At 63.2% G+C, this 21,574-nt stretch carries 23 protein-coding genes; 2 read left to right on the top strand and 21 right to left on the bottom strand.

What is annotated here, in order from left to right:
- Both GLP43_RS08550 and GLP43_RS08545 read left to right on the top strand, forming a co-directional pair.
- Positions 1-1,398: a pyruvate dehydrogenase complex E1 component subunit beta gene (locus GLP43_RS08550; protein WP_237278977.1), complete on the top strand. Its 1,398-nt coding sequence runs from the start codon at positions 1-3 to the stop codon at positions 1,396-1,398.
- Positions 1,399-1,410: 12 nt separating this feature from the next.
- On the top strand, positions 1,411-2,757 hold the full coding sequence (locus GLP43_RS08545; protein ID WP_237278976.1) for a pyruvate dehydrogenase complex dihydrolipoamide acetyltransferase: 1,347 nt from the start codon (positions 1,411-1,413) through the stop codon (positions 2,755-2,757).
- A 139-nt stretch (positions 2,758-2,896) separates the two neighbouring features.
- Here GLP43_RS08545 and cysE read toward each other — a convergent pair whose 3' ends face one another.
- The 21 genes from cysE to GLP43_RS08440 form a co-directional block, all read right to left on the bottom strand.
- Positions 2,897-3,718 carry a serine O-acetyltransferase gene (gene cysE, locus GLP43_RS08540; RefSeq protein ID WP_237278975.1) on the bottom strand — a complete coding sequence of 274 codons (822 nt, stop codon included), beginning with the start codon at positions 3,716-3,718 and terminating at the stop codon, positions 2,897-2,899.
- Between the two features lie 84 nt (positions 3,719-3,802).
- Positions 3,803-7,735, bottom strand: coding sequence for a baseplate multidomain protein megatron (locus GLP43_RS08535; RefSeq protein WP_237278974.1), 3,933 nt, complete (start codon positions 7,733-7,735; stop codon positions 3,803-3,805).
- A complete protein-coding gene (locus GLP43_RS08530; protein ID WP_237278973.1) occupies positions 7,735-8,181 on the bottom strand; it encodes a peptidase in 447 nt (148 codons plus the stop codon). The genes GLP43_RS08535 and GLP43_RS08530 overlap by 1 nt, the downstream gene beginning before the upstream one ends.
- Complete coding sequence (locus GLP43_RS08525) at positions 8,178-9,068, bottom strand: DUF2163 domain-containing protein (RefSeq protein WP_237278972.1); 891 nt, start codon at positions 9,066-9,068, stop codon at positions 8,178-8,180. The genes GLP43_RS08530 and GLP43_RS08525 overlap by 4 nt, the downstream gene beginning before the upstream one ends.
- Positions 9,065-9,697: a DUF2460 domain-containing protein gene (locus GLP43_RS08520; protein WP_237278971.1), complete on the bottom strand. Its 633-nt coding sequence runs from the start codon at positions 9,695-9,697 to the stop codon at positions 9,065-9,067. The genes GLP43_RS08525 and GLP43_RS08520 overlap by 4 nt, the downstream gene beginning before the upstream one ends.
- 12 nt (positions 9,698-9,709) lie before the next feature.
- Complete coding sequence (locus GLP43_RS08515; RefSeq protein WP_237278970.1) at positions 9,710-10,369, bottom strand: phage tail tape measure protein; 660 nt, start codon at positions 10,367-10,369, stop codon at positions 9,710-9,712.
- Positions 10,369-10,557: a rcc01693 family protein gene (locus GLP43_RS08510; protein WP_005852909.1), complete on the bottom strand. Its 189-nt coding sequence runs from the start codon at positions 10,555-10,557 to the stop codon at positions 10,369-10,371. Before GLP43_RS08510 ends, GLP43_RS08515 begins: the two co-directional genes overlap by 1 nt.
- A 41-nt stretch (positions 10,558-10,598) precedes the next feature.
- Positions 10,599-10,913, bottom strand: coding sequence for a gene transfer agent family protein (locus GLP43_RS08505; RefSeq protein ID WP_009826749.1), 315 nt, complete (start codon positions 10,911-10,913; stop codon positions 10,599-10,601).
- Positions 10,914-10,915: 2 nt separating this feature from the next.
- The gene (locus GLP43_RS08500) at positions 10,916-11,356 is read right to left on the bottom strand and encodes a phage major tail protein, TP901-1 family (protein ID WP_005852906.1); all 441 of its coding nucleotides are present in this window, start codon (positions 11,354-11,356) and stop codon (positions 10,916-10,918) included.
- Between the two features lie 34 nt (positions 11,357-11,390).
- Positions 11,391-11,801: a DUF3168 domain-containing protein gene (locus GLP43_RS08495; protein ID WP_064216817.1), complete on the bottom strand. Its 411-nt coding sequence runs from the start codon at positions 11,799-11,801 to the stop codon at positions 11,391-11,393.
- Complete coding sequence (locus tag GLP43_RS08490; RefSeq protein WP_237278968.1) at positions 11,798-12,136, bottom strand: head-tail adaptor protein; 339 nt, start codon at positions 12,134-12,136, stop codon at positions 11,798-11,800. Before GLP43_RS08490 ends, GLP43_RS08495 begins: the two co-directional genes overlap by 4 nt.
- On the bottom strand, positions 12,133-12,729 hold the full coding sequence (locus GLP43_RS08485) for a head-tail connector protein (protein ID WP_237278967.1): 597 nt from the start codon (positions 12,727-12,729) through the stop codon (positions 12,133-12,135). The genes GLP43_RS08490 and GLP43_RS08485 overlap by 4 nt, the downstream gene beginning before the upstream one ends.
- A 157-nt stretch (positions 12,730-12,886) precedes the next feature.
- Positions 12,887-14,062, bottom strand: a complete 1,176-nt coding sequence (locus GLP43_RS08480) for a phage major capsid protein (protein ID WP_237278966.1) — start codon at positions 14,060-14,062, stop codon at positions 12,887-12,889.
- 4 nt (positions 14,063-14,066) lie between these two features.
- Positions 14,067-14,681: an HK97 family phage prohead protease gene (locus GLP43_RS08475; protein WP_237278965.1), complete on the bottom strand. Its 615-nt coding sequence runs from the start codon at positions 14,679-14,681 to the stop codon at positions 14,067-14,069.
- A 25-nt stretch (positions 14,682-14,706) separates the two neighbouring features.
- Positions 14,707-14,931 (bottom strand): GTA head formation protein, RCAP_rcc01685 family, encoded by a 225-nt coding sequence (locus GLP43_RS08470; protein ID WP_237278964.1) that lies wholly within the window; start codon positions 14,929-14,931, stop codon positions 14,707-14,709.
- Positions 14,924-16,093 carry a phage portal protein gene (locus tag GLP43_RS08465; protein WP_237278963.1) on the bottom strand — a complete coding sequence of 390 codons (1,170 nt, stop codon included), beginning with the start codon at positions 16,091-16,093 and terminating at the stop codon, positions 14,924-14,926. Before GLP43_RS08465 ends, GLP43_RS08470 begins: the two co-directional genes overlap by 8 nt.
- Before the next feature lie 148 nt (positions 16,094-16,241).
- On the bottom strand, positions 16,242-17,585 hold the full coding sequence (locus tag GLP43_RS08460) for a DNA-packaging protein (RefSeq protein ID WP_443069479.1): 1,344 nt from the start codon (positions 17,583-17,585) through the stop codon (positions 16,242-16,244).
- A 490-nt stretch (positions 17,586-18,075) separates the two neighbouring features.
- A complete protein-coding gene (mltG, locus tag GLP43_RS08455) occupies positions 18,076-19,260 on the bottom strand; it encodes an endolytic transglycosylase MltG (protein WP_237278962.1) in 1,185 nt (394 codons plus the stop codon).
- The gene (gene fabF, locus GLP43_RS08450) at positions 19,260-20,519 is read right to left on the bottom strand and encodes a beta-ketoacyl-ACP synthase II (protein ID WP_237278961.1); all 1,260 of its coding nucleotides are present in this window, start codon (positions 20,517-20,519) and stop codon (positions 19,260-19,262) included. The genes mltG and fabF overlap by 1 nt, the downstream gene beginning before the upstream one ends.
- A gap of 87 nt (positions 20,520-20,606) precedes the next feature.
- Complete coding sequence (locus tag GLP43_RS08445; RefSeq protein WP_237278960.1) at positions 20,607-21,140, bottom strand: GNAT family N-acetyltransferase; 534 nt, start codon at positions 21,138-21,140, stop codon at positions 20,607-20,609.
- 179 nt (positions 21,141-21,319) lie between these two features.
- Positions 21,320-21,553 carry an acyl carrier protein gene (locus tag GLP43_RS08440; protein ID WP_005852881.1) on the bottom strand — a complete coding sequence of 78 codons (234 nt, stop codon included), beginning with the start codon at positions 21,551-21,553 and terminating at the stop codon, positions 21,320-21,322.
- Positions 21,554-21,574: the final 21 nt, after the last annotated feature.

The raw sequence follows: 21,574 nt of genomic DNA, 5'->3' as shown, positions 1-21,574 counted from the left end.
ATGGCAATCGAAATTCTCATGCCCGCACTGAGCCCCACAATGGAAGAAGGCACGCTTGCCAAATGGCTGGTCAAAGAGGGCGACACCGTGTCCTCGGGTGACATCATGGCCGAGATCGAAACCGACAAGGCCACGATGGAATTCGAAGCAGTCGACGAAGGAACCATTGGCAAGATCCTGATCGACGCGGGCACCGAAGGCGTCAAGGTCAACACCCCCATTGCCGTGCTGCTGGAAGAAGGCGAAGACGCCTCTGACATCGACAGCGCGTCCAGCGCCGCACCGGCAGAACAGGCCAAAGCCGACGACAGCGACGAGACGAAATCCGACAAAGCGCCCGCCGCCGCCAAGCCCGACGCCGAGGCCCCGAAGGCACCGGAAACCGACACCACCCCCGACTGGCCCGAAGGCACCAAGCTGAAACAGCAGACCGTGCGCGAGGCCCTGCGCGACGCCATGGCCGAAGAAATGCGCCGTGACGAAGACGTGTTCCTGATGGGCGAGGAAGTCGCCGAATACGAAGGTGCCTATAAAATCTCCCAGGGCTTGCTGGATGAATTCGGGGCCAAGCGGATCATCGACACGCCGATCACCGAACACGGGTTCGCCGGTATCGGTGTGGGTGCTGCCTTTGGCGGGCTGCGCCCCATCGTCGAATTCATGACCTGGAACTTTGCCATGCAGGCGATCGACCACATCCTGAACTCCGCCGCGAAAACGCTGTACATGTCCGGTGGGCAGATGGGCGCGCCAATGGTCTTCCGCGGGCCAAACGGTGCTGCTGCCCGCGTCGGCGCGCAGCACAGCCAGGATTACGCCGCGTGGTACATGCAGATCCCCGGCCTCAAGGTGGCGATGCCCTACTCTGCCTCTGATGCTAAAGGCTTGATGAAAACCGCGATCCGCGACCCCAACCCCGTTGTTTTCCTTGAAAATGAAATCATGTACGGCAAATCCTTCGATGTGCCTGATGTCGACGACTATACCGTCCCCTTCGGCAAAGCCCGCATCTGGCGCGAGGGCACGGATGTCACGATCGTCAGCTTTGGCATCGGCATGACCTATGCGCTGGAAGCCGCTGAAAAGCTGGCCGAAGAAGGCATCGACGCCGAAGTCATCGACCTGCGCACCCTGCGTCCGATGGACACTGCCAGCATCATCAAGTCGGTGATGAAGACCAACCGCCTTGTCACCGTCGAAGAGGGCTGGCCGCAAGGCTCCGTCGGGAACTACATCTCAAGCGTGATCATGCAGGAAGCCTTTGACTATCTGGATGCTCCGGTGATCAACTGCACCGGCAAAGATGTGCCCATGCCCTATGCCGCAAACCTCGAAAAACTGGCGCTTGTCACCACGGACGAGGTCATCGCGGCGGTCAAAAAAGTCACCTACAAGTAAGGAGCGGTCCACATGCCCATAGAAATCCTCATGCCCGCCCTCAGCCCCACGATGGAAGAAGGCACGCTGGCGAAATGGCTTGTCTCCGAAGGGGATAGCGTCTCCTCCGGTGATATCCTGTGCGAGATTGAAACCGACAAGGCCACGATGGAATTCGAAGCCGTCGACGAAGGCACCATCGGCAAGATCCTGATCGGTGACGGCAGCGAAGGCGTCAAGGTAAACACCCCCATCGCTGTGCTGCTGGAAGAGGGCGAAGAGGCATCAGACATTGATACCAGCGCCCCTGCCCCGGATGCCAAGGACAGCGCCAAGGAAGATGCCCCCGACCAGGACGCGGCCCCTGAAAAAGGCTACGGCCGCGGCGAAAGCGACGCCAACGACACAGGCAAGTCCGCCCCCGCCGCGCCCAAGGGCAGTGACGGCAAACGGCTGTTTGTGACACCGCTGGCCCGTCGCATCGCGGCAGACAAAGGCGTGGACCTGACCGAACTCTCCGGCTCTGGCCCGCATGGTCGCATCATCAAAGCAGATGTGGAGGCTGCCTCCGCCGGTAGCGCCAAAGCCAAACCGGCCGAAAGCACGCAAACCGCCAGCGCACCCGCAACCACAGCGGCCCCCGCCGCCGGCCCTTCCGCCGACGCCGTGATGAAAATCTACGAAGGCCGCGCGTTCGAGGAAATCTCCCTCAACGGCATGCGCAAGACCATCGCCGCGCGCCTGACCGAAGCCAAACAGTCGATCCCGCATTTCTACCTGCGCCGCGATATCGAACTCGACGCGCTGCTGAAGTTCCGCGGCGAGCTGAACAAGCAACTCGAAGCGCGCGACGTGAAGCTGTCTGTCAATGACTTCATCATCAAAGCCTGCGCTCTGGCGCTGCAAACCGTGTCCGACGCCAATGCCGTCTGGGCCGGTGACCGCATCCTGAAACTCAAGCCCTCGGATGTGGCCGTCGCCGTGGCCATCGAGGGCGGCCTGTTCACGCCAGTGCTGAAAGACGCCGAGATGAAATCGCTCTCGACCCTCTCGGCCGAGATGAAAGACCTCGCCACCCGTGCACGCGACCGAAAGCTTGCGCCGCATGAATATCAGGGCGGCAGCTTCGCCATTTCGAACCTCGGCATGTTCGGTATCGACAACTTCGATGCGGTCATTAATCCACCCCACGGCGCGATTTTGGCCGTCGGCGCGGGCGTTAAGAAACCCGTCGTCGGGAAGGACGGTGAACTCGCCGTCGCCACGGTCATGTCGGTCACCCTTTCGGTCGATCACCGCGTCATCGACGGTGCCTTGGGCGCGCAGCTGCTCAGCGCCATCAAGGACAACCTCGAAAACCCCATGATGATGCTGGCGTAACCCCGCTTCCAAATGGGTTTAAATCCTCGGGGGTCGGGGGGCAGACAGCCCCCCCGCCTATCCACAAAAAAGGCCGGACCGTTTTACGGGTCCGGCCTTTTTGCCTCGCGACTAAGGCGCCCGGCCCCAAGGCCCAAAATTACATATTAATTTCGCCCTGCGGCCCCAGCATGTGATCCATCAGGACCGACGGCTGATCGCAGCCCGCCTCCCCCACGACCCGCGCCGGGATGCCCGCGACGGTCTTGCAGGGCGGCACGGATTCCAGCACGACAGACCCCGCCGCAATGCGCGAGCAATGCCCGATAGAGATATTGCCCAACACCTTCGCACCCGCGCCGATCAGCACGCCGTTGCCAATCTTCGGGTGACGGTCCTGCTCTTCCTTGCCCGTCCCGCCCAAAGTGACCGAGTGCAGCATCGACACGTTGTCGCCCACGACCGCGGTTTCGCCAATCACGACGGAATGGGCGTGGTCGATCATGATTCCTTTGCCGATGGTCGCGGCGGGGTGGATATCGACGCCAAAAATCTCGCTCACGCGCATCTGCACGAAATAGGCCAGATCCCGTTTACCTTGTTTCCACAGGTGATGGCCGACACGGTAGGCCTGCACGGCCTGATAGCCCTTGAAATACAGGATCGGTTGCAACAGCCGGTGGCAGGCGGGGTCACGCTCGTAAATCGCCACCAGATCGGCACGTGCCGCCTTGATCAGGTCGGGATCACTGGCAAAGGCCTCCTCCACCATCTCATGGACCACCATCATCGACATTTCGTTCGAGGCCAGCTTCGCCGCGATACGGTAGGACAGCGCTTTCTCGATGGATTTATGGTGCAGAATCGTAGCGTGGACAAAGCCGCCAATCAGCGGCTCATCGCGGACAGCGTTGTGTGCTTCCGTCTGGATCTGATCCCAAACCGGATCCACCGTGGCGATATTCGTGCGTGCATTTGCCATAAGACCATCCTTCTTTCTCCCCACGATATAGCAGGTTCCGCCCCAGTGCCAAACGCAAAGCCGAGGGTTTACACAGGCAGTTTATCACAAATTGATCTCGCCAAACAGCGCGGGCCCCGCCCCGTACAGCGCAGAAACCTGCGCAACACTGGTCAACGCAGGCCCCGCCGCCCCGTCCCTTGCGCGCATTTGGGCGGTATAGGTCCAGCTTGCGCGGTCCACGATCTCTTCGCGCAGGACAACACCGTTTTGCAGGATACGCAGCTGATATTGCTCGCTTTCCTCGGCCAGTGGCACATCGAAACCCGTCCACCCGTCGCCATTGATCCGCGTCCGGCGTATCCAGCCAAACCGCAACGCCCCCGCCTCTTCTTCTATTTGCAGGTGGCAGGGCCGATAGGGGCGCAGCCCGTTGCCGTCAAAGCTCTCGGTTTTTTGTACGTAGCTTGGGTCGTTCAGCGGGCGGCCTGCGGGCCCGATGCGATAGGTCTGCGCGATCCGCAACAGGTTTGGGCTCAGCTCGATCTGGCGCGGGACAGTGTTGAGCAGCACAAACTGCGATCCCGCGGGCCAGACATCCGGCATCACCCCATCCGACCCCGCCTGCCCGCGCAGCCGATCGCGCAGAAGATAGGTTTGCGGGGCGATCAGCTCGGCCCGCGCGAACTGAAACACCTCCCACCTGTCCGCAGAGCCGTAGCCGATCGCCGCCAGATTGGCCCCGCCCAGCAGATCGGCTTCGTCAACACTTTCTAACACGCCGCTGGTCAGCGTGACCTGCAGCGCCTGCCCGCGATCCACCACACCGGGGCGCGCATGTGCCAAGTCGTTTTGCGTGACCCCCATCGTCGCGCGCAGGGGTATCAGGGTGTTAAGCCTGAAATTCGTTTCCCCGCCAGAGGCATAGACCGCGACGTTACCCGGCCATTGCCGTGCGGTGGCCGCAATATGCGGCGCATGGGGCACCTCGTCCCCGCGCAGTAGCGGCAGGTCCAAAAACAGCGCTTTCACCGGTACGGGCGCAACAAAGGGTTTCAACGCGACCAATTCGTCATCAAAGGGCGCGGGGTCATAGACCTCGGCCTCAATCCGCACAGCCTCGATCAAAGACATCTCCCCCATCTCGACCCGATCCACGCGGTACAGCGCCTCCCCCTCGCCATCGTCTGGCGGCAAGGCAATCACATCGCCCGCGCCGACATCCATCATCGACGGCGGCAAGGCCAGACGCACCCCTTCGCGTGCCACGCGCGCCTCTGTCAGCCAGCGTTCAGCTGTCTGGTGCCCCTCCGCCCGGGTGAGCGCCATATTGAACTCTGACATCGCCACCGCATGGGTCGCGTCGTCAGGCAAGATCGCCTCTTCCGCGATCACCTCGTAGTCGCCATCCGCCTGCACAAACCGTAATCGCAGACGCCCCGAAAGTTCTGCCTCTGCCTCACGGGACTGTTCCACCGGTGCCTCCAGATCACCCGAAACAGCCAACGTCTCTCTGTTCAGCGGCACGGCATCCAATCCGTCCCGCATGATGAAACGCAACACCCCGTCGCGCTCCACCGCATCAAAGCCATAGCGCAGCATCAACGGCTGCAACGCCGCGCGCGCATCGGCCACCTCGTCCACCACATAGCCGCGTACATAGCCATACAGCCCAGAGGTATCGAAATTGTTAACGCCAGCACGACGGCAGATCGCCGCCACGAGCTCTGACAAAGGCAGCGCCGCACTGCGGCCGTTCAGCCAATGCCCACGGGCATAATTGCGACCATCGCTCCAGAGTGCGCGGTTATTGGGAAAGAAAGGATAGGGCCGCGTGTCCCAGGCCCAAACAAATGCGCGGGTCATATCCACCATCGGCCCGCCATAGGCCGCCGAGACCGGATTATGCGCCGGATCCCGCCAATGATCCGCCACGGCACGCAGATATTGCATCTGCATCAACTCATCCCGTGCGCCCGACGAATAGCGCGGCACACTGCTTTCAGAGCTTTTGAGGTCAAGAAACTTGTTCGGCTGGTTGGTCCCCTTGTCCACCGCCGCGCAGCCGTATTCTGTGAACCAGAAGGGTTTGGACCCGGGCTGCCAGCCCGTCGGCTCTGCTGCGCGCGCACCGCCGATACGATTGTGGTGCAGGTTCTCCCACCAGCCGCGCAGATCCTTGTAACGGTAGACCCAAGGCTCCCCATGGGCCCCATCGGTGATCGGCGTACGGAGTTGCGCCGCGCGCGCCTCGGGCGAATGGTAATACCAGTCAAACCCTTCGCCCCCCGCGACATTACCCGCCAGATAGTCGAGCGCGTAGATGCTGTCGCTTTGCCGCGCGTCCAGATGATCCACCCCGTCGCGCCAATCGGACAGCGGCATATAATTGTCGATGCCGATGTAATCGATGTTGTCGTCGGCCCACAACGAATCGAGGTGAAAGAACACATCACCGCTGCCATCCTGCGGGTGATAGCCGAAATATTCGGACCAATCCGCGGCATAGCTGATCTTGGTGCCCGCGCCCAAAAGCAGCCGCGCCTCTGCGGCCAGCGCGCGAAACGCCTGCACCGCGACAAAGATGTTCCCCGCCCCGCGGATCTGCGTCAGCCCGCGCATCTCGGTGCCGATGCAAAAGGCCTCTACCCCGCCTGCGGCTTTGCACAGGGCAGCATAATGCAGGATGAACCGCGACATCGACCATTCCTGCGGACCGGTATAGACCACCTGCCCGCCCGCAATGGTAAAATCCGCCGCCGTGACCGTGCCAAAGAACGCCGCCACCTCGTTATGCGCGCTCAGCGTCCCGTCAGAGCTGCCCGCCCGACCCGGAGCTTTCGCCAGCGTGATCCGCCCCCGCCAAGGTAGCTTTGGCTGGGTGCCCGCATCGCTATAGGGATCGGGCAAAGTATTCCCATCAAGCTGGTCCATCAGGATGAACGGGTAGAACATCACCGCCTTGCCCGCCGCTTGAATGGCATGGATCGCCTCGATCACCGCGGCATCTGCGGGGGTGCCACCATAGACCGGACGGTCGTCCTCGCGGGCGATAACCTCGGCGGTGCCGCGGGTCAGACCTGCCACCTGCCACGGCATGTTTTCGCCCTCGACCTCTGCGCTTTCCACCTTGGGGCGCAGGCGGCATTTTCCGCAACGCAGATCATCGCCGAACCACGAGACGACCAGCGACGCGGCAGCCAGCTGCGGAAGGTCTTGCGTGGCATCCTCCAGCGCGGCGGCGAAATCACTGCGCCCATCGGGGGTAGAGACATTGGCGCTCCACCGGCCGCCCTTCCCGTCAGTATAATGCACCGGGGTCGTCGCTAACGCGTATTCCCCTGTGCCGGGAATCAGCGCGACACCTTTAACCCCATGGGTCACACTGATGTCGGCGGCAGGCGCGTCCGGTTCCTCTGCCCGCAGCACCTCGAAGGAAAACTGCGGCACGCGGTTGCCGAATTGTCCCAGCCCGAGGTTCTCCATCACAACATAGGCGGTGCCGCGATAGGCCGGCACCGCGTCCGCCCCCTCGATCGCGGCAATCGTCGGGTCGGGCAGTTGATCGCGCGTCCCGCGATAGACCGCCAGATTCAGCGCGTGGGCCGAGATTTCCTCCCCATCCGCCCAGATCCGGCCAATGCTGGTGATCTCCCCTTCGCACAGCGCGATGGCGAGGCTGACGCTATAGCTGTACTCCGTCGTCTGCGGGGTCGAGGGCGCGCCCTTGCCACCGCCGCCGCCCGTCACCGTCGTGGTCTCCGCAAAATCCGAGGCCCAGATCACCTGTCCCCCGACACGCATCCGGCCATAGACCTGCGCAATCGCCGCGCCCTCGCCCGCCTGGGTCAGACGAAAGCGGTCGACCTTGCCGGTCTCGACCGCCTGCGCCCCTTGCCCCAGCAGCCGCTGGTCGATCACACGGCCAAGGGTCGCCCCCACGGCACGCCCAATGGCGACCGAAGACAACCCCGCCAATGTGCCCCCGACAGAGCCGCCAATCGCCGCACCTGCGGTTGAAAGAAGTATCGTCGCCATCAGATCGCCTCCGCCGGAAATTCAAAACGCGCCACAATGCGCCTGCGCCACGGCAGGCTCAGCGGGCTTTCCGTCACCCCATGCCCGCTGTAGCCGTGGATAAAGCTCGCCTGCGCGCCGACCTCTGCCGCCACGCCCAGATGTTTCGCCACCGCCCCGCTGCGCATCCGGAACAACAGCACGTCACCGGGGGCCTCATTGGTCAGGGCCTTGGGCGACAGGTGCCGTAGCGCCGCGCGCCAAAGATGCTCGTCCCCCTGTGGTTCTGACCAGTCCATCGAATAGGAAGGGATCGTCTCGGGCTCCTCCCCCACCACCTCGCGCCAGATACCGCGCAACAGGCCAAGGCAGTCACAGCCCGCCCCCTTGCGCGCCGCCTGATGCACGTAGGGCGTACCGATCCATCCCCGCGCTGCGGCTACCACGGCGGTCCCCCGCGCCCTCATCTCAGCGACCCGCCGGTATTGCTGCCCGATGATTTCGGCACCGCCATCATCCAATCCGCGCTCGGCACATCAGGAAAGCCCTGAAAGTTCAGCAGGTTGTTGAACTTCAACCGACAGGTGGTGTGGCGTTTATCGCAGCCTGCCACCAGTCGCAGCTGTTGCCCCGCGGTGACCGCACCACGGATCGGCTCCCACAGCTCGACCTCGCGCCGCCCCTCCAGCACACGGTCGTGTTTGATGATACCCCAAAGCCCCGCCGCAGGGCCGTCCAACACCTCAAGCCGCCCCCGCGCGAACCATGCGTCATCAAACCCGTTGATCCCCTCCCAACGGAACACCCGCCCGTCTACGTGCTTCTGCACGGCGAGTGTCACGGCATAGCCCGCCGTCGCCAGATCAAACCCGCAAGTCGTATCCCCCAGCACCGCGGTGCAGGGCTTCTGAAACACCCGCCCCAAGGGCCGGTTCAACGCCTCGGTCAGCCCGCGCAGCTCTGCGCGAAAGGCACCGCCCGCGCGCTGCATCTCGCCAATCGTGCCGCGAAAGATCATGCAGCGGGCGGTCACATCGGCCCAGTTCACCCGCCAGCAGCGTACCTCCGCCCCGTCAAAGCGCCCCTGCTCGATCTCGTCCTCGCGGATCGCGTCATCGCTCAGCGCGCCCAGCGCCTCTGTGTTATCCACCGACAACCCCGTGCTCTGCGCCAAGGCCCGCGCACTCAGCCCGCTATCCGCGCGAAACACCAACCCGTCAAAGCTAAGCGGCTGATCATGGTCGGTAAACGCGTGCGTCACCCCGTCCCGCCGCTGGATCGCCCAGGCGGTACACAGCGTCGTCAGACCCGTGCGCGCATGCGTAAACAATGCGTCCTTGCCTGCCCCGCTCATACCCGCACCTCGATCACAGGCACATTCGGCACCTGCCCCGCCTGAAAACTGGCAACACTGACCAGAATCCGATCTGTGTCAAAGCGGACAGGCACGTCGAATTCGAACCCCGCCGACACCTGCATCTCGGGGTCCGGCGCATGGGCGAAACGAATGATGCCGGTGCTCAGATCAACCTCATAATCGCTCCCCTCTTGCAGGGCGTCCTGCTCTATCCCCACGCACACGGTTCCGGCAACCGGCTTGGTGATTGGTCGCAGATAGCTGTGTCCACCGGAGGCATAGCTCTTCACCAGTTGATATTCCGTCCGCACACCATCCCCGTACCCGAGGCTCTGATCCTCGAACGCAACACCGACAGAGGACGCACAGGATTTAAAGTCCGCCCAGTCCTTCCAGCGAAACCCATACATCTGTCCCATACGCGCCTCAAAGAACCCCGTGAGCGCTTGGACATCGTCGATAGAGCGCATCCCCAGCCCCGCATCGTAGACACGGCGTGAATGGGCCCAGGGCGTATTGCGCTCCTCATACCCGTTGGCGAGCGTCACCACATCGGTACGGCGTTGCGGCCCCCCGAGGGACCCAAAGCTCAGGCTAGGTGGAAATCTGACATCGTGAAAATTCATTGGCTTGCTCCCCTAGCGGTTACGGTTGCCAGCATTCAGCGCGCGGCTCAGCTGTGCGGCGATCTGGCTTTGACTGCGTTGGAACCCCTGCACATCAGGGGTGGTGATGTTCATGACCACACTCGTCCCGCCGCTCGCGCCCCCTTTGACACCCAGCTTACCGTCCGGCCCCCGTGCCAAGGGCATGATCGCTTCCGGCCCGGCCTCGCCCATCAGCCCCATCCCCCCACGCATGCCAAAGCCTGTGGCGGTGCTGACAATCCCCCCTTGGGCAAAAGGCATCACACGTCCTTGAGAAAACGGTGCCCCATCGGCAAAGGGGAGTATCCCCTGCACCAGTGACCCCACCCCCTGACTGATCAGCCCGCCGACGTGATCGGTGACCGGCTTCATCGCCGCGTTATAAGTCGTGTTCACCATCGACCGCGCCACGGTGGACAGGGCATCCGACAGTTTCATCCCGTCAAACGCGACACCATCAAAGGCCTTGCGCAATCCACGGCTCAGCCCTTTCTCCAGCGTCGCGACATCCTTGCCTGTCGCGGCCAATGCGCTGCGCATACGGCGCAGTTCGGTATCGAAACCAGCCACAAGCGTGGCCGTCGCGCCAAGCGTATCATTCAACCGCTCTGCACCGTCCTCTAGCCCGTCGAATGTATCATCCTGTGCCATCAGTCTTCCTCTCTCTGCCTATCGGGATAAGCCGCCATCAAGGCCGCCAATCCATCCCCCAACAGCGGTGCCCGCCCCGCCTCGCTCCCCAGCATCAGTTGCAGCTCTGCCGGCGTGAGCGCCCAGAATGCGTCGGGCGTCAGCGTCAATCCCCTCAGCCCCGCCCGCAGTAGCGCCGCCCAATCCATCCCCTGCGCTGTCTTTGTCCCACTCCTCTTGGGCGGCACGCTCATACCGGCACGACAAAGGCACGCGCCAAAAGCTCTGCGGCGGCCTGAGAGGCGGCCACCGGCCCGCCCTCGATCTCGGCCTGCGCCAGCGTCTCGGCGCTCACCTCGGTTCCCCCTGCACGCAGCCCCGCAGCCAGCAGCAACAGCACATCCCGACTGCTGAACCGATGACCCTCGAACCGCTCGACCAAAGCCACCAGCGACGGCTCCTCCAGCGCGTCCTCCAGCTCGGCCAAAGCCCCCAGAGTAAGCCGTGCCACGCGCCGTTGCCCGTTCACCACCAGGGCCACATCCCCTCGCCACCGGTTCACCATGATCAGACCCCGCCCCCGGGTGCGTCTGCCGTATCCGCGGTAAAGCTCAGCTGCCCCGCGGACTGCAGGCTCAACTCATAGGTCGCCTCCCCATTCAGCGACCCGCCATATTCAATCGCCGCCACCTGGAACGGCCCCTCAATGATACCAAAGCTGGGGATCACGATCTGAAAATCCGGCGTCAGCCCGTCAAAAAACAGCTGCCGTGCGCGTTCATCCGTGCCCGCATCGCGAAACACACCCGACCCGCTGATCGCGGCAGATCGGACGCCCGCGCCCGCCAGCAGCTCCCGCCAGCCCCCCTCACTGTCAAGCGAGGTCACCTCAACCGGCTCCGCGTTAAAGCTCACCCGCGTGGCACGCAGCCCCGCGATCGTTTCGAACTGACCATCGCTCGTCATGTCCACCTTGACCAAAAGATCTTTGCCCGCTTGAACAGCCATATCCACTCTCCTGTTAATTTCCTGAAACCTCGGCTCAGCCGTCCTGAACCCGCGCCCTGAACCGCATCTCTATCTGGCGGCGCGCATCCGCCCCGACCTGTCGTGCGACGGCCCGCTCGAACCGCAGGCTCACCAGCCGCCCGCGGCTCAGGCCAAACTGCCCACCGACCAGCGCATCACTCACCGCAGCGGCCACCTGTTTCGCAGGGGCGAACCCCGCATGATGCGTCACGACCAGAACCGTGAAACGATGCTCCGCCCCGCCGCCCGTCCCGTCAGAGGCATCGCGCACCGCTTCGGGCCCCAACTGCACGTACAGCGCCGGCACCTCCCCGGCAGGGGCCGCATCAAAAACCGCATCCCCCACCAGCGCCGTGATCTCCTGATCCGTGCTCAACACGCCAAAGACCGCCTGTTGCAGGGCAAACCCCATGCCATAGCTCATACCGCCACCTCCTCATGGGTCAGGCAGGCCAGATACCGCCCTTGTGAGTCCTGCTCGGCCACCGACTGAATCTGATAAACCCGTGTGCCCTCGCGAAAGCGCTGCTGCGGCAAGGGGCGCGCGGGATCGCCCACTGGCGCACCCCGTACCGTCACCACATAGACCCCGCGGCTCACCGCAATACCGCCACGGCCCAAACGCCGGCCGCGCCGCGCCGTAACATCCGCCCAGAGATCCCCCACACGCACCCAGCTCCGGCTCTCTCCGCCCGCGCCATCAGGCTGAGGCACCTGCGCCTCCAACACCAAACGGCGGCTCAATGACAGCCGGCTCATGCGCGTGCCCCCAAGCCGATCCGCAGCGGGCGGTAGCGTTCGATCAGGCTGCTCACCCCAAAGGGCATACAGCCGTCCCCAAGACGGGTCTCATGGCGGTATTCATAGTAATGCGCCGCCAGCATCAGCACGGCCTGCTGCAAATCCGCGGGCACAGCGCCCCAGCTTTCACCAAGCCCCGCCTCGAACACGACCTGCACCGATCCTTGCGGCGGGATGAACGGCAGCATCGCCCCTGATGGTTTCAGCAGCGGAGCCTGCATATCGCGCACCAGCCAATAGCGCTGCGGGTCAATCACCGTCTCCATCGCATCCCGCGCCACCACGGTGACACTCACGATCTGCCCGACCGGCCCCACGGGCAAAGCCTGCGCCTGCGGGTCCGTCCACTCTTGCAAGGTCATGGTAAACAACCGCGAGATCAGCGCCTTACCTGTGCGCGCCTCAATCGCGGCAATGGCGGCACGCAAAAAGCTCGCCAAAACGGGCTCTTGTACGGTTTCGGTGCCAAAACCGCTGCCCATCCGCAAATGCGCCTTGAACGGCTCCAGCGGCAGATCGGCCTCCGCCACCCCTGTCTCTTCGATCAACATCTCATCGCTCCAAATCTAGCCCGCCAAAGCCCCCCGGACGCGCACCCCGGCTGCATCGCTCGGTCGGAGGCAGCAGCTAGGCAATGCACCCGGCGCATCACGGCGCGCCCGGGGGATGGGGCCAGCCACCGCCAGCCCCCCTATTCGACCCCGCGGCTTAGGCGGTGCCGAATTTCAGCAGCTTGATCGCGGCAAAGTCGCTCACGTCGCCGCCCACCCGTTTGGTGGCATAGAACAACACATGCGGCTTGGCGCTGAAGGGATCGCGCAGGATCCGCAGGTCGGGCCGCTCTGCTACCGTGTAACCGGCGGCAAAATCCCCGAAGGCGACCGAGAATGAATCCGCCGCCACATCGGGCATGTCCTCGGCCACCAGCACCGGATAGCCCATCAGCCGCGCGGGCTGGCCCTGCGTCATCCCGTCAGACCACAGGAACCGCCCGTCCAGATCCTTGAGCTTGCGCACAATGCCCGCGGTCTTAGAGCTCATCACAAAGCTCGCCTGCGCGCGGTACTGCGCCCCAAGCGCATAGACCAGATCAACCACCGCATCCGCCGTGATCTCGCCAGCAACACCGGTGGGCACATAGCCCAGATTGCCCCATTCCCAGATCACATTGTCGACGGTGTCATGGGCAAGAAACCCCTTGGGCTTGTCGATCCCGTCCCCGTGGATAAAGGCCGCGGCCTCGGCCCGCGAGAATTTGTCGGCGATCCGCCCCGCCAACCACGCTTCGATGTCAAAGGCACTGTCATCCAGCAACCGCTGCGAGGCTTTGGGCAACGCGCTCAACTCGTGCAGCGGGATGGTGATCCGGTCGATCTGCGGCGTATCGGTCTCGGACACGGCCCCCGTTTCTGTCGCCCAACCGGCACCCACATCCGCATGATCCACCAGCACGTCGTAAGAGGTCGCCTCGACCTGCACCACCGACGCAATCGCCCGGATAGAGGCCGTGGCATTCAACACCGACTTCACCCGATCCGAGGTCTGCGGGTCCACCAGATAGCCACCATCCGAATTCACCGCCGCTGACAGCGCCTTGCTCTCCAGCTCAAGCCCGCGCAACCCGTCGTCGTCGCCATTGCGGACATACGCATGCAGCGCCTTCTGATGCGGCGCACCGCTGTCCACAGCCCCCGCCAATGGTGTGCGCGCAGGCAAAGTCATCTTTCGATCCAACATAGTCATTCGCTCTTCTGTTTGTTGCAACTTGGTCGTCATCTCGTCCTGAAACCCTTTGAAATCCTGCACAAATCCACCCACAGCGCGGCGCATCTCCTCGACCGCGCCTTGGGGCTCGGTGCCCATGTCATCCTCGTTTCGTTTCATCCGCTTACCCTCCGTTCCGGTTCAAATTCCGCCGCGCGTCGTCAAAGACACCGGCCATGCCGCGCAAGACGTCTCCGACGGCGATGAAATCCCCCTTGGCCGCGATCCGCGCCGTAGGGAGCATGGGAAAGGTCACCAGCGACACCTCCCACAGGTCCAGGGTCTGCAGCACCCGCTGGCCCGCGTCATTCTTGGCCGCCCGCTGCGTGCGATAGCCGATGCTAAGGCCATCAATCGCTCCGGCCTCGATCAAGGCCGCCGCCTCGCGGCCCCGCGCCACACTGTCCAGCAGCCGCCCCTTGACCCAGAGCCCCCGCGCATCCTCGTGCAGCTCGTCCCAGACGCCGATGGGCTGTGCCGGATCATGCTGCCACAGCATCTTGATCCGACGCCCCGCGGCCTGCGCCGCCGCCAGCGACGCACCATAGGCCCCCCGTGCCACCAGATCACCGCCCTGATCGACCCGCCCGAACAGGCTGGCATAGCCGCTGATCTCGGTGCCGCCCTCCACCACAAGCCCCTCGTCGAAACGCGCGAACTTATGCTCCAACCCAGCGCCCATATGGGGCAAACCTCTCCCGTTCTCCGACCCGAGGCCGAAGCGCATGCCATCTTCCATGACACCCTCCCTTGCGTTCAAATTGCTACGGCGCGACCACCAGAAACGACTGTACCGCCTGCGCCAAAATCACCGCGACCACACCATAGACGGTCAACCACAACCGCCGCTCCAGCCGCTCCATCATCTCCTCCAGCCGGTCGAGCCGCTGCAAAAGGTTCTCGTGGTGGATCGCGCTCACCCTCTCATGCGCCTGCAACCGCAAGCCCGGCGCACATTCAAACCGGTCATATCCCATCTCCTCAGCCATCCGCCGCCACCGCTGGCAGCCCCAACAAAGACCGCTTTTCCGCCTGCGTCAGAAAATCCGCCCCCGCCACCCGCGCCCATTGCGCGTCACGCTCCTGCGCCAGGGCGGGCACCTGATCCAGATCGGGCTTCAACGTCACCGCCTCATGCGTGAACCCCGCCAGCCACGCACCAAGCGCCGCGGCAACCCGCGTGGCCAAGGGCAGGACCGTCAGCCGGTAGAACGCCCGATGCGCCTCCTGGTAATTGGCATAAGTCGCATCCCCCGCGATCCCCAGCAGCATCGGCGGCACCCCAAAGGCCAGCGCCACTTCCCGCGCCGCCGCCTCCTTGGTGCGGTGAAACTCCATGTCCGAAGGCGAAAACCCCATCGGCTTCCAATCCAACCCACCTTCCAGCAGCATCGGCCGCCCCGCATTGCGCGCGCCTTGATGATGGCTCTCCATCTCACTGACCAAACGGTCATACTGATCATCGCTCAGCTTGCCCTGCCCCTCGGCCCCGCGATACACAATCGCCCCGGATGGCCGCGCCGCATTGTCCAGCAACGCCTTGCTCCAGCGCGAGGCCGCGCCATGCACATCCAAGGCCATCGCCGCCGCCTGCAACGGGCTGAAACCATAGTGGTCATCCTGCGGGTGGAAATTCTTGATATGACAGATCGCGGTCGTATCCCCGGCCACGTCAAACCGATGCTTGCGCCCGCCAACGGCATATTCATAGGCCACCGGCCAGCCGTCCGCCCCCGGCACCACCGACATGCGATCCGACCGCAAGACGTGCAGCTCCACCGGCCCCGCGCCAACCGCCTCGATATAGCCGTTGCCCGTCAACAGCAGTTGCGCATAAAGCGCCTCCAGCAACTCCGCACGCCCCTGCGCCCCATTGGGCCGTGCCACCAGATCCAGCAGCGGATGGCTCTCGAACCGTTGCGCGGCATCCTGCAACACCAGCGGCAGGGCCGCCGCGGCTTCCGCAATCAGCTTCACCGACCGAAACCCCACAGGGTTGCCGCAGAATCCGCTGCGCGTCAGGCTGACCACATCGCGCGGGCTCCAGGCCACGCGCCCGCTGGTCTGAACCGCAACGACAGGCCCTGTGGCAGAGGCTTTCTTCTCCGCAACTACCTCAACCGCCCCCCGTTTGAGAAAATCAAAAACCATGCCGCTGCTCTCCCTGCTCATTGACCGCCCCATGAAGATCTCACCAATCCCTTAACGCCGACCGACCAGACCGTACGCCCCGCCCGCAACAGCGCTTCATTTTGCCCGTTAAACTCTCCCCGAAGGGCCGCTCTCCTCCGCAACGCGCTCACAATCCACGCACCCCGGGCAGCCGCCACTGCGCCGCAGGCTCGATCATCAGCTCATGCAGCGCCCAGACCAGCGCATCGACGCGGTCCGGCGATCCGCCGCCCTCATAGCCCCGCGCTGTCATCCGGCACATCTGGTCCTCCAGCGCGTCCAGCCCCGCCACATGCCCCACGCGCCCCTGCTCATAAAGCGCCGCCACAGGCTCCGCCCGCGCGACCTTGCCACGGCTGGCATGGACCGATTTGACCGGCACCAATGGGTCAACCTGACGCAAGACCTCCGCCACCATCTGCCCGCCCTGATTGACCTCGGCGACAAGGCGATCTGCCCCGAACTGCTCCATCGCGCTGATCGCCGCGCGTGCCCAGCCCGACGGGGTCGCCCCCTGCACCGTACAATCTGCCAGCACGACGGCGCGCCAATCCTGCGGCGGGCCTTGGGTCTGCGCGCCCACCACCACGATCCCGCATTCATCCGCCCCCGCGCCTGCAGTGGTAGCAGGGTCCAACCCCACGACGATCCGGTCCAGCAAGGGCACATCCCGCATCCGCCCGGTCTCGATCCGCTCGGATGTCCACAGCGCTCCTTCCGCGTCAGCCAACAGCACACCGTCCAGCTCCTGCCGCCCCAGCCGCGTCCCGCGATAGCGTGCGCGCACTTCTTCCAAAAATGACCCCGCAAGGTTCGCGGCATTCGCCTCTGTCGGGGCATGGGTGGTCACGGTCGACGGCGACGCCAGCAGGTTTTTCAGCACGCCGACATTGCGCGGAGTCGTGGTCACACAGACCCGCGGATCATCCCCCAACCGCAAAGCAAACTGCAACTGGTCCCACGTCTCTTCGGCCTTCTTCCACTTGGCCAGCTCATCCACCCAGGCCGCGTCAAACTGCGGCCCGCGCAGCCCCTCGGGGTCATGCGCAGTATGCACCGTCGCCACGGCCCCGTTTGGCCAGACCAACCGCTTGCGCGTCGCCTCCCAATCCGGTCGCCGATCCGCAGGCGAACACGCCAATATCCCGCTGTCGCCAAAGATCATCACCTCGCGTACCTGCTCGATCGTCTCGCCCACCAGCGCCACACGGCGACAGCGCCCCGTATCCAAGGGCCGCGACCCTTCGACCTGCGCGCGCACCCATTCCGCCCCCGCACGCGTCTTGCCCGCACCGCGCCCGCCCATGATCACCCAGGACCGCCAGTCGCCGTCGGGGGGCAACTGATGCGGCATGGCCCAGAACTCGAACAAAAAAGGGAGAGCCAAAAGCTCTCCCTCCTCCAGATCATTCAGGAACCGGTCTTGCACCGCAACATCGGCGGAGCCGATCCAGCTTGCACCCGATGTCAGCCCGCGCCCTTTCCATGTCCAGCGCGTATCCGCCTCGGGCAATGCCCGCTTGTCTGTTTCTGCACTCATTCAGATAGGTCTCCACCTTGACGCAAGTCGCCACCATGCCACTGGCCTTACCCAATGCCTTCGACGCTGCTGTTTCGTTTACTTCCTCCCCGGATCGGGCCTGTTCGCGCAGGCTCTCTATCTCGCGGCGCAAATCGCGGATCGCGACCTGCAACGCCTGAAGCTGCTCTTCGCTGGCAGCAATTTCCTGTTCCGGGGTATTCATCGTCATCTTGCTCTTACCTCTCGTTTTGGACCTCCAACCCGAGCAGACACGAAAAAACGGCCACCGGAACTTAATCCGGGGCCGTTTGCCCATGTCTTCTAGCATGGACGTATTTCTATGTCAGAGCGGACGCAAAGTCAAGGAAAACAAGGTTACCGAAACCTTCCAAGCCCTTACGATGGTTAATAAATTCCTAACTTACACCCGCTCTGACGCTTAGTTTCCGCCCGTCGACGCATTGCCCGCCGCTTCCGCGCCACGCTCGGCCTCGATCTGGCGCCAGCGCGCGACATTGGCGTTATGCTCTTCCAATGTCTCGGCAAAAGCGTGACCACCGGTGCCATCGGCAACAAAGAAAACATAGTCCTCGCTGGCCGGTTGTGCCGCAGCCATCAGGCTTGCACGTCCGGGGTTCGCAATCGGCGTCGGTGGCAGCGCATCAATGACATAGGTGTTGAACGGGGTCTCCTTGCGCAGCTCGCTGCGGCGCAGACCACGCCCCAAGACGCCCTGCCCGTTGGTGATCCCGTAGATCACGGTCGGGTCCGTCTGCAGACGCATGCCCTGGTTCAAACGGTTGACGAAAACGCTCGCCACCTGTTCGCGCTCTTCCGGTACGCCGGTTTCCTTCTCGACGATAGAGGCAAGGATCAACAGTTCCTCAGGCGTCTCGACGGGCAGCCCCGGATCGCGAGCCTCCCAGGCTTCGGCCAAACGCTGTTCTTGTGCCGCGGCCATACGCGTCAGGATCTCGGCGCGTTCGTCCCCTTCGGACACCTCATAGCTGTCGGGGGCCAAGGATCCCTCCGCAGGTACCGCCGCGATCTCGCCAGACAGCAGGTCAATGGCTTTCAACGCCTCGGCCACCTGCCAGCTTGTCACGCCCTCTGCCATCGCGATGCGGAACCGCGTGTCGGCCTTCGCCTTGGTCTGGGTATAGACCTCTGGCACCTCATCCTCACCGGGGGTGAATTCAGCACGCTCGACGAAACGGCTTGTTGCGGGGTCCAGCTCGCGCACCTGCGTGCTGATGCGGTTCACACCGATGCGGTAGACAACTTCGGTACCGCAGGTGCTTGCCCCGCCGCGTGTCACGGTGTCCACGATCTCTTTCATCGAGGCTTCGGGCTGGATCAGAAAGCTCCCCGCCTTCAGGTCGCGGGTCTTTTCCTCATACTCCGCCCCAAGACGGAAGATCGCAGCCGAGCTTACGGCCTCTTGCGTAGCAAGATCATCGCCCACGGCACGCATGTTCGACCCGCGCTCCACCTGCAGGCAGATCGCCTGAGACAGCGGACCGGGGGCATCATACTGCCCCCGCCCCCACAGGATAATCCCGCCTAACAAAAACAAGCCTAAAATCAGAAACGTAACAGCGTTAGACGCGATATGACGCCACATTAGGATGCTTTCCCGAAGATCACGCTCGCGTTGGTGCCACCAAAGCCGAAAGAGTTGCTCAGCGCGACATCAATCTTGCGCTCGACCTTCTTGTTCGGGGCCAGATCGATCTTGGTTTCAACCGCAGGATTGTCGAGGTTGATGGTCGGTGGGGCTACCTGATCGCGCAGCGCGAGGATAGAGAAGATCGCTTCGATCGCGCCAGCAGCCCCCAACAGGTGACCTGTCGCGGATTTCGTCGACGACATGGTGACCGTCTCAACCGCATCACCCAGCATCCGCTCGACCGCGCCAAGTTCGATCACATCAGCCATGGTCGATGTGCCATGCGCGTTGATATAGTCGATGTCTTTTGGCTCCAGCCCGGCACCACGCAGGGCGTTGCGCATGGACCGTTCGGCCCCGTCGCCATCCTCGGCAGGGGCCGTGATGTGATAGGCATCGCCCGACAGACCATAGCCCAGCACCTCGGCATAGATCTTGGCCCCACGCGCCTTTGCGTGTTCGTATTCTTCCAGCACGACAATACCCGCGCCCTCGCCCATGACGAAACCGTCACGATCCGCGTCATAGGGGCGGCTTGCCTTGGTGGGGTCATCGCCCCGTTTGGTGGACAGCGCTTTACAGGCGTTGAACCCGGCCATGCCGATTTCGCAAATCGCGGCCTCAGCCCCGCCGGCAATCATCACATCCGCGTCGCCATGCTGGATCAAACGGCTTGCATCACCAATCGCATGAGCACCGGTGGAACAGGCGGTCACAACCGAATGGTTCGGGCCGCGGAAACCATAGCGAATCGACACCTGACCCGAGATCAGGTTAATCAGCGCGCCGGGCACAAAGAACGGGCTCACGCGGCGCGGGCCTTTCTCGTGCATCATCACGGCCGTGTTCGCGATAGAGTTCAGCCCCCCGATGCCCGACCCGATCAAGACGCCGGTGCGTTCCAGATCTTCGCGGTCCGTGGGCATCCAGCCGGAATCCTCGACCGCTTGCTGTGCTGCGGCCATGCCGAACAGGATAAAGGTATCCACCTTGCGCTGTTCTTTCGGCTCCATATACTTGTCGCCGTTAAAGGTACCATCCGTACCATCGCCAAGCGGCACTTCGCAGGCGTATTGAGTGACCAGCTTGCTGGGATCGAAGCCCGTGATCTTGCCAGCCCCGGACTGACCATCCAAAATTCTGGACCAGCTGGCCTCCACGCCATCGGCCAACGGAGTTACCAATCCCAAACCTGTCACTACTACTCTGCGCATATCCAAGCCCCTTGGTGTTTCTTTGCGTTGACCGGCTATACCTTGCCGAGACCGTAAATTTCAAGACGCGAAGCGCCCAAGTCACGGTCAGACCGGCGGGCCTTTGCGCGTCATCAGACGTATCTTGTCGCCGTCAAGCTCTATGTCGCGCAGCGTAGTATATCCCAAGGTCTCGGCCAGACGCAGCGACGATGCATTCGCCACGGCAATCATGCACACCGTGCGCCCCGTCACCACGCGGTCGAACCAGTCATGCGCCGCGCGCGCGGCCTCAAGTCCCAGCCCCGTGCCCTGCGCTTCGGGGGCCAACACCCAACCGGCCTCGGGAAAGGGATCGAAATCGTCGCCAAACCCGCGGGAACCAAAGAAAAACCCGACCTGACCTTCCATCTCGCGGGTGCCGCGCGACTGGATCGCCCATTGGCCGAACCCCACAATCTGCCAATGGCCCGCATTGCGCAGAAACGCATCCCAGCTTTCGGCCTTGGGTTTGGGCTTGCCGGTAATATGGGTCACCACGGCGGGCGTGGCCCAGATGTCAGCATACCGAGGAAAGTCTTCGGCCCGCATAGCGCGCAGGGTGAGACGGGCGGTATTGATGGTCGGTACTGATCGCGACATGTGGTGAATTACCTTCACGCTTGAATTTCTGTCATGACCAGTGTCACGCCACAGCCCGTCCAAGACAAGAGACGCGCGGCCCCCCCAAGCAAAAACGGCGCCCTTCCGCTAGGAAGAACGCCGTTCTCTAAATCTCGTGCCGCCGCGACGCCTAAGGGGCTGCGGCTGGCGAAAACGTCTTAGGACGCTTCTTTGATGAACTTGACCGCGTCGCCGAAGGTCTGGATGTTCTCAGCTGCGTCATCGGGGATCTCGATGCCGAACTCTTCTTCGAACGCCATAACCAGCTCAACAGTGTCGAGGCTGTCTGCGCCAAGATCGTCGATGAACGATGCGTTCTCAACAACTTTGTCTTCTTCAACACCCAGGTGCTCTACAACGATCTTCTTTACGCGGTCTGCGACGTCGCTCATATTCAGTCCTCATTCATTCGG

Source organism: Sulfitobacter sp. M39, from assembly GCF_021735935.1.
Classification (GTDB): domain Bacteria; phylum Pseudomonadota; class Alphaproteobacteria; order Rhodobacterales; family Rhodobacteraceae; genus Sulfitobacter.
The sequence above is the reverse complement of the archived record's forward strand: the minus strand, read 5'-3'. Positions and strand labels throughout refer to the sequence as shown.

What these genes read in the sequence shown, in the direction of transcription:
- GLP43_RS08440 (WP_005852881.1), bottom strand. Translation starts at nt 21,553, where the DNA reads ATGAGCGACGTCGCAGACCGCGTAAAGAAGATCGTTGTAGAGCACCTG.
- GLP43_RS08500 (WP_005852906.1), bottom strand. Translation starts at nt 11,356, where the DNA reads ATGGCTGTTCAAGCGGGCAAAGATCTTTTGGTCAAGGTGGACATGACG.
- GLP43_RS08485 (WP_237278967.1), bottom strand. Translation starts at nt 12,729, where the DNA reads ATGTTGATCGAAGAGACAGGGGTGGCGGAGGCCGATCTGCCGCTGGAG.
- GLP43_RS08535 (WP_237278974.1), bottom strand. Translation starts at nt 7,735, where the DNA reads ATGGCGACGATACTTCTTTCAACCGCAGGTGCGGCGATTGGCGGCTCT.
- GLP43_RS08520 (WP_237278971.1), bottom strand. Translation starts at nt 9,697, where the DNA reads ATGAATTTTCACGATGTCAGATTTCCACCTAGCCTGAGCTTTGGGTCC.
- fabF (WP_237278961.1), bottom strand. Translation starts at nt 20,519, where the DNA reads ATGCGCAGAGTAGTAGTGACAGGTTTGGGATTGGTAACTCCGTTGGCC.
- GLP43_RS08550 (WP_237278977.1), top strand. Translation starts at nt 1, where the DNA reads ATGGCAATCGAAATTCTCATGCCCGCACTGAGCCCCACAATGGAAGAA.
- GLP43_RS08490 (WP_237278968.1), bottom strand. Translation starts at nt 12,136, where the DNA reads ATGAGCCGGCTGTCATTGAGCCGCCGTTTGGTGTTGGAGGCGCAGGTG.
- GLP43_RS08510 (WP_005852909.1), bottom strand. Translation starts at nt 10,557, where the DNA reads ATGGATTGGGCGGCGCTACTGCGGGCGGGGCTGAGGGGATTGACGCTG.
- GLP43_RS08525 (WP_237278972.1), bottom strand. Translation starts at nt 9,068, where the DNA reads ATGAGCGGGGCAGGCAAGGACGCATTGTTTACGCATGCGCGCACGGGT.
- GLP43_RS08505 (WP_009826749.1), bottom strand. Translation starts at nt 10,913, where the DNA reads ATGGTGAACCGGTGGCGAGGGGATGTGGCCCTGGTGGTGAACGGGCAA.
- GLP43_RS08475 (WP_237278965.1), bottom strand. Translation starts at nt 14,681, where the DNA reads ATGGAAGATGGCATGCGCTTCGGCCTCGGGTCGGAGAACGGGAGAGGT.
- GLP43_RS08445 (WP_237278960.1), bottom strand. Translation starts at nt 21,140, where the DNA reads ATGTCGCGATCAGTACCGACCATCAATACCGCCCGTCTCACCCTGCGC.
- GLP43_RS08530 (WP_237278973.1), bottom strand. Translation starts at nt 8,181, where the DNA reads ATGAGGGCGCGGGGGACCGCCGTGGTAGCCGCAGCGCGGGGATGGATC.
- GLP43_RS08545 (WP_237278976.1), top strand. Translation starts at nt 1,411, where the DNA reads ATGCCCATAGAAATCCTCATGCCCGCCCTCAGCCCCACGATGGAAGAA.
- GLP43_RS08515 (WP_237278970.1), bottom strand. Translation starts at nt 10,369, where the DNA reads ATGGCACAGGATGATACATTCGACGGGCTAGAGGACGGTGCAGAGCGG.
- GLP43_RS08465 (WP_237278963.1), bottom strand. Translation starts at nt 16,093, where the DNA reads ATGGTTTTTGATTTTCTCAAACGGGGGGCGGTTGAGGTAGTTGCGGAG.
- cysE (WP_237278975.1), bottom strand. Translation starts at nt 3,718, where the DNA reads ATGGCAAATGCACGCACGAATATCGCCACGGTGGATCCGGTTTGGGAT.
- GLP43_RS08480 (WP_237278966.1), bottom strand. Translation starts at nt 14,062, where the DNA reads ATGAAACGAAACGAGGATGACATGGGCACCGAGCCCCAAGGCGCGGTC.
- GLP43_RS08470 (WP_237278964.1), bottom strand. Translation starts at nt 14,931, where the DNA reads ATGGCTGAGGAGATGGGATATGACCGGTTTGAATGTGCGCCGGGCTTG.
- mltG (WP_237278962.1), bottom strand. Translation starts at nt 19,260, where the DNA reads ATGTGGCGTCATATCGCGTCTAACGCTGTTACGTTTCTGATTTTAGGC.
- GLP43_RS08495 (WP_064216817.1), bottom strand. Translation starts at nt 11,801, where the DNA reads ATGAGCTATGGCATGGGGTTTGCCCTGCAACAGGCGGTCTTTGGCGTG.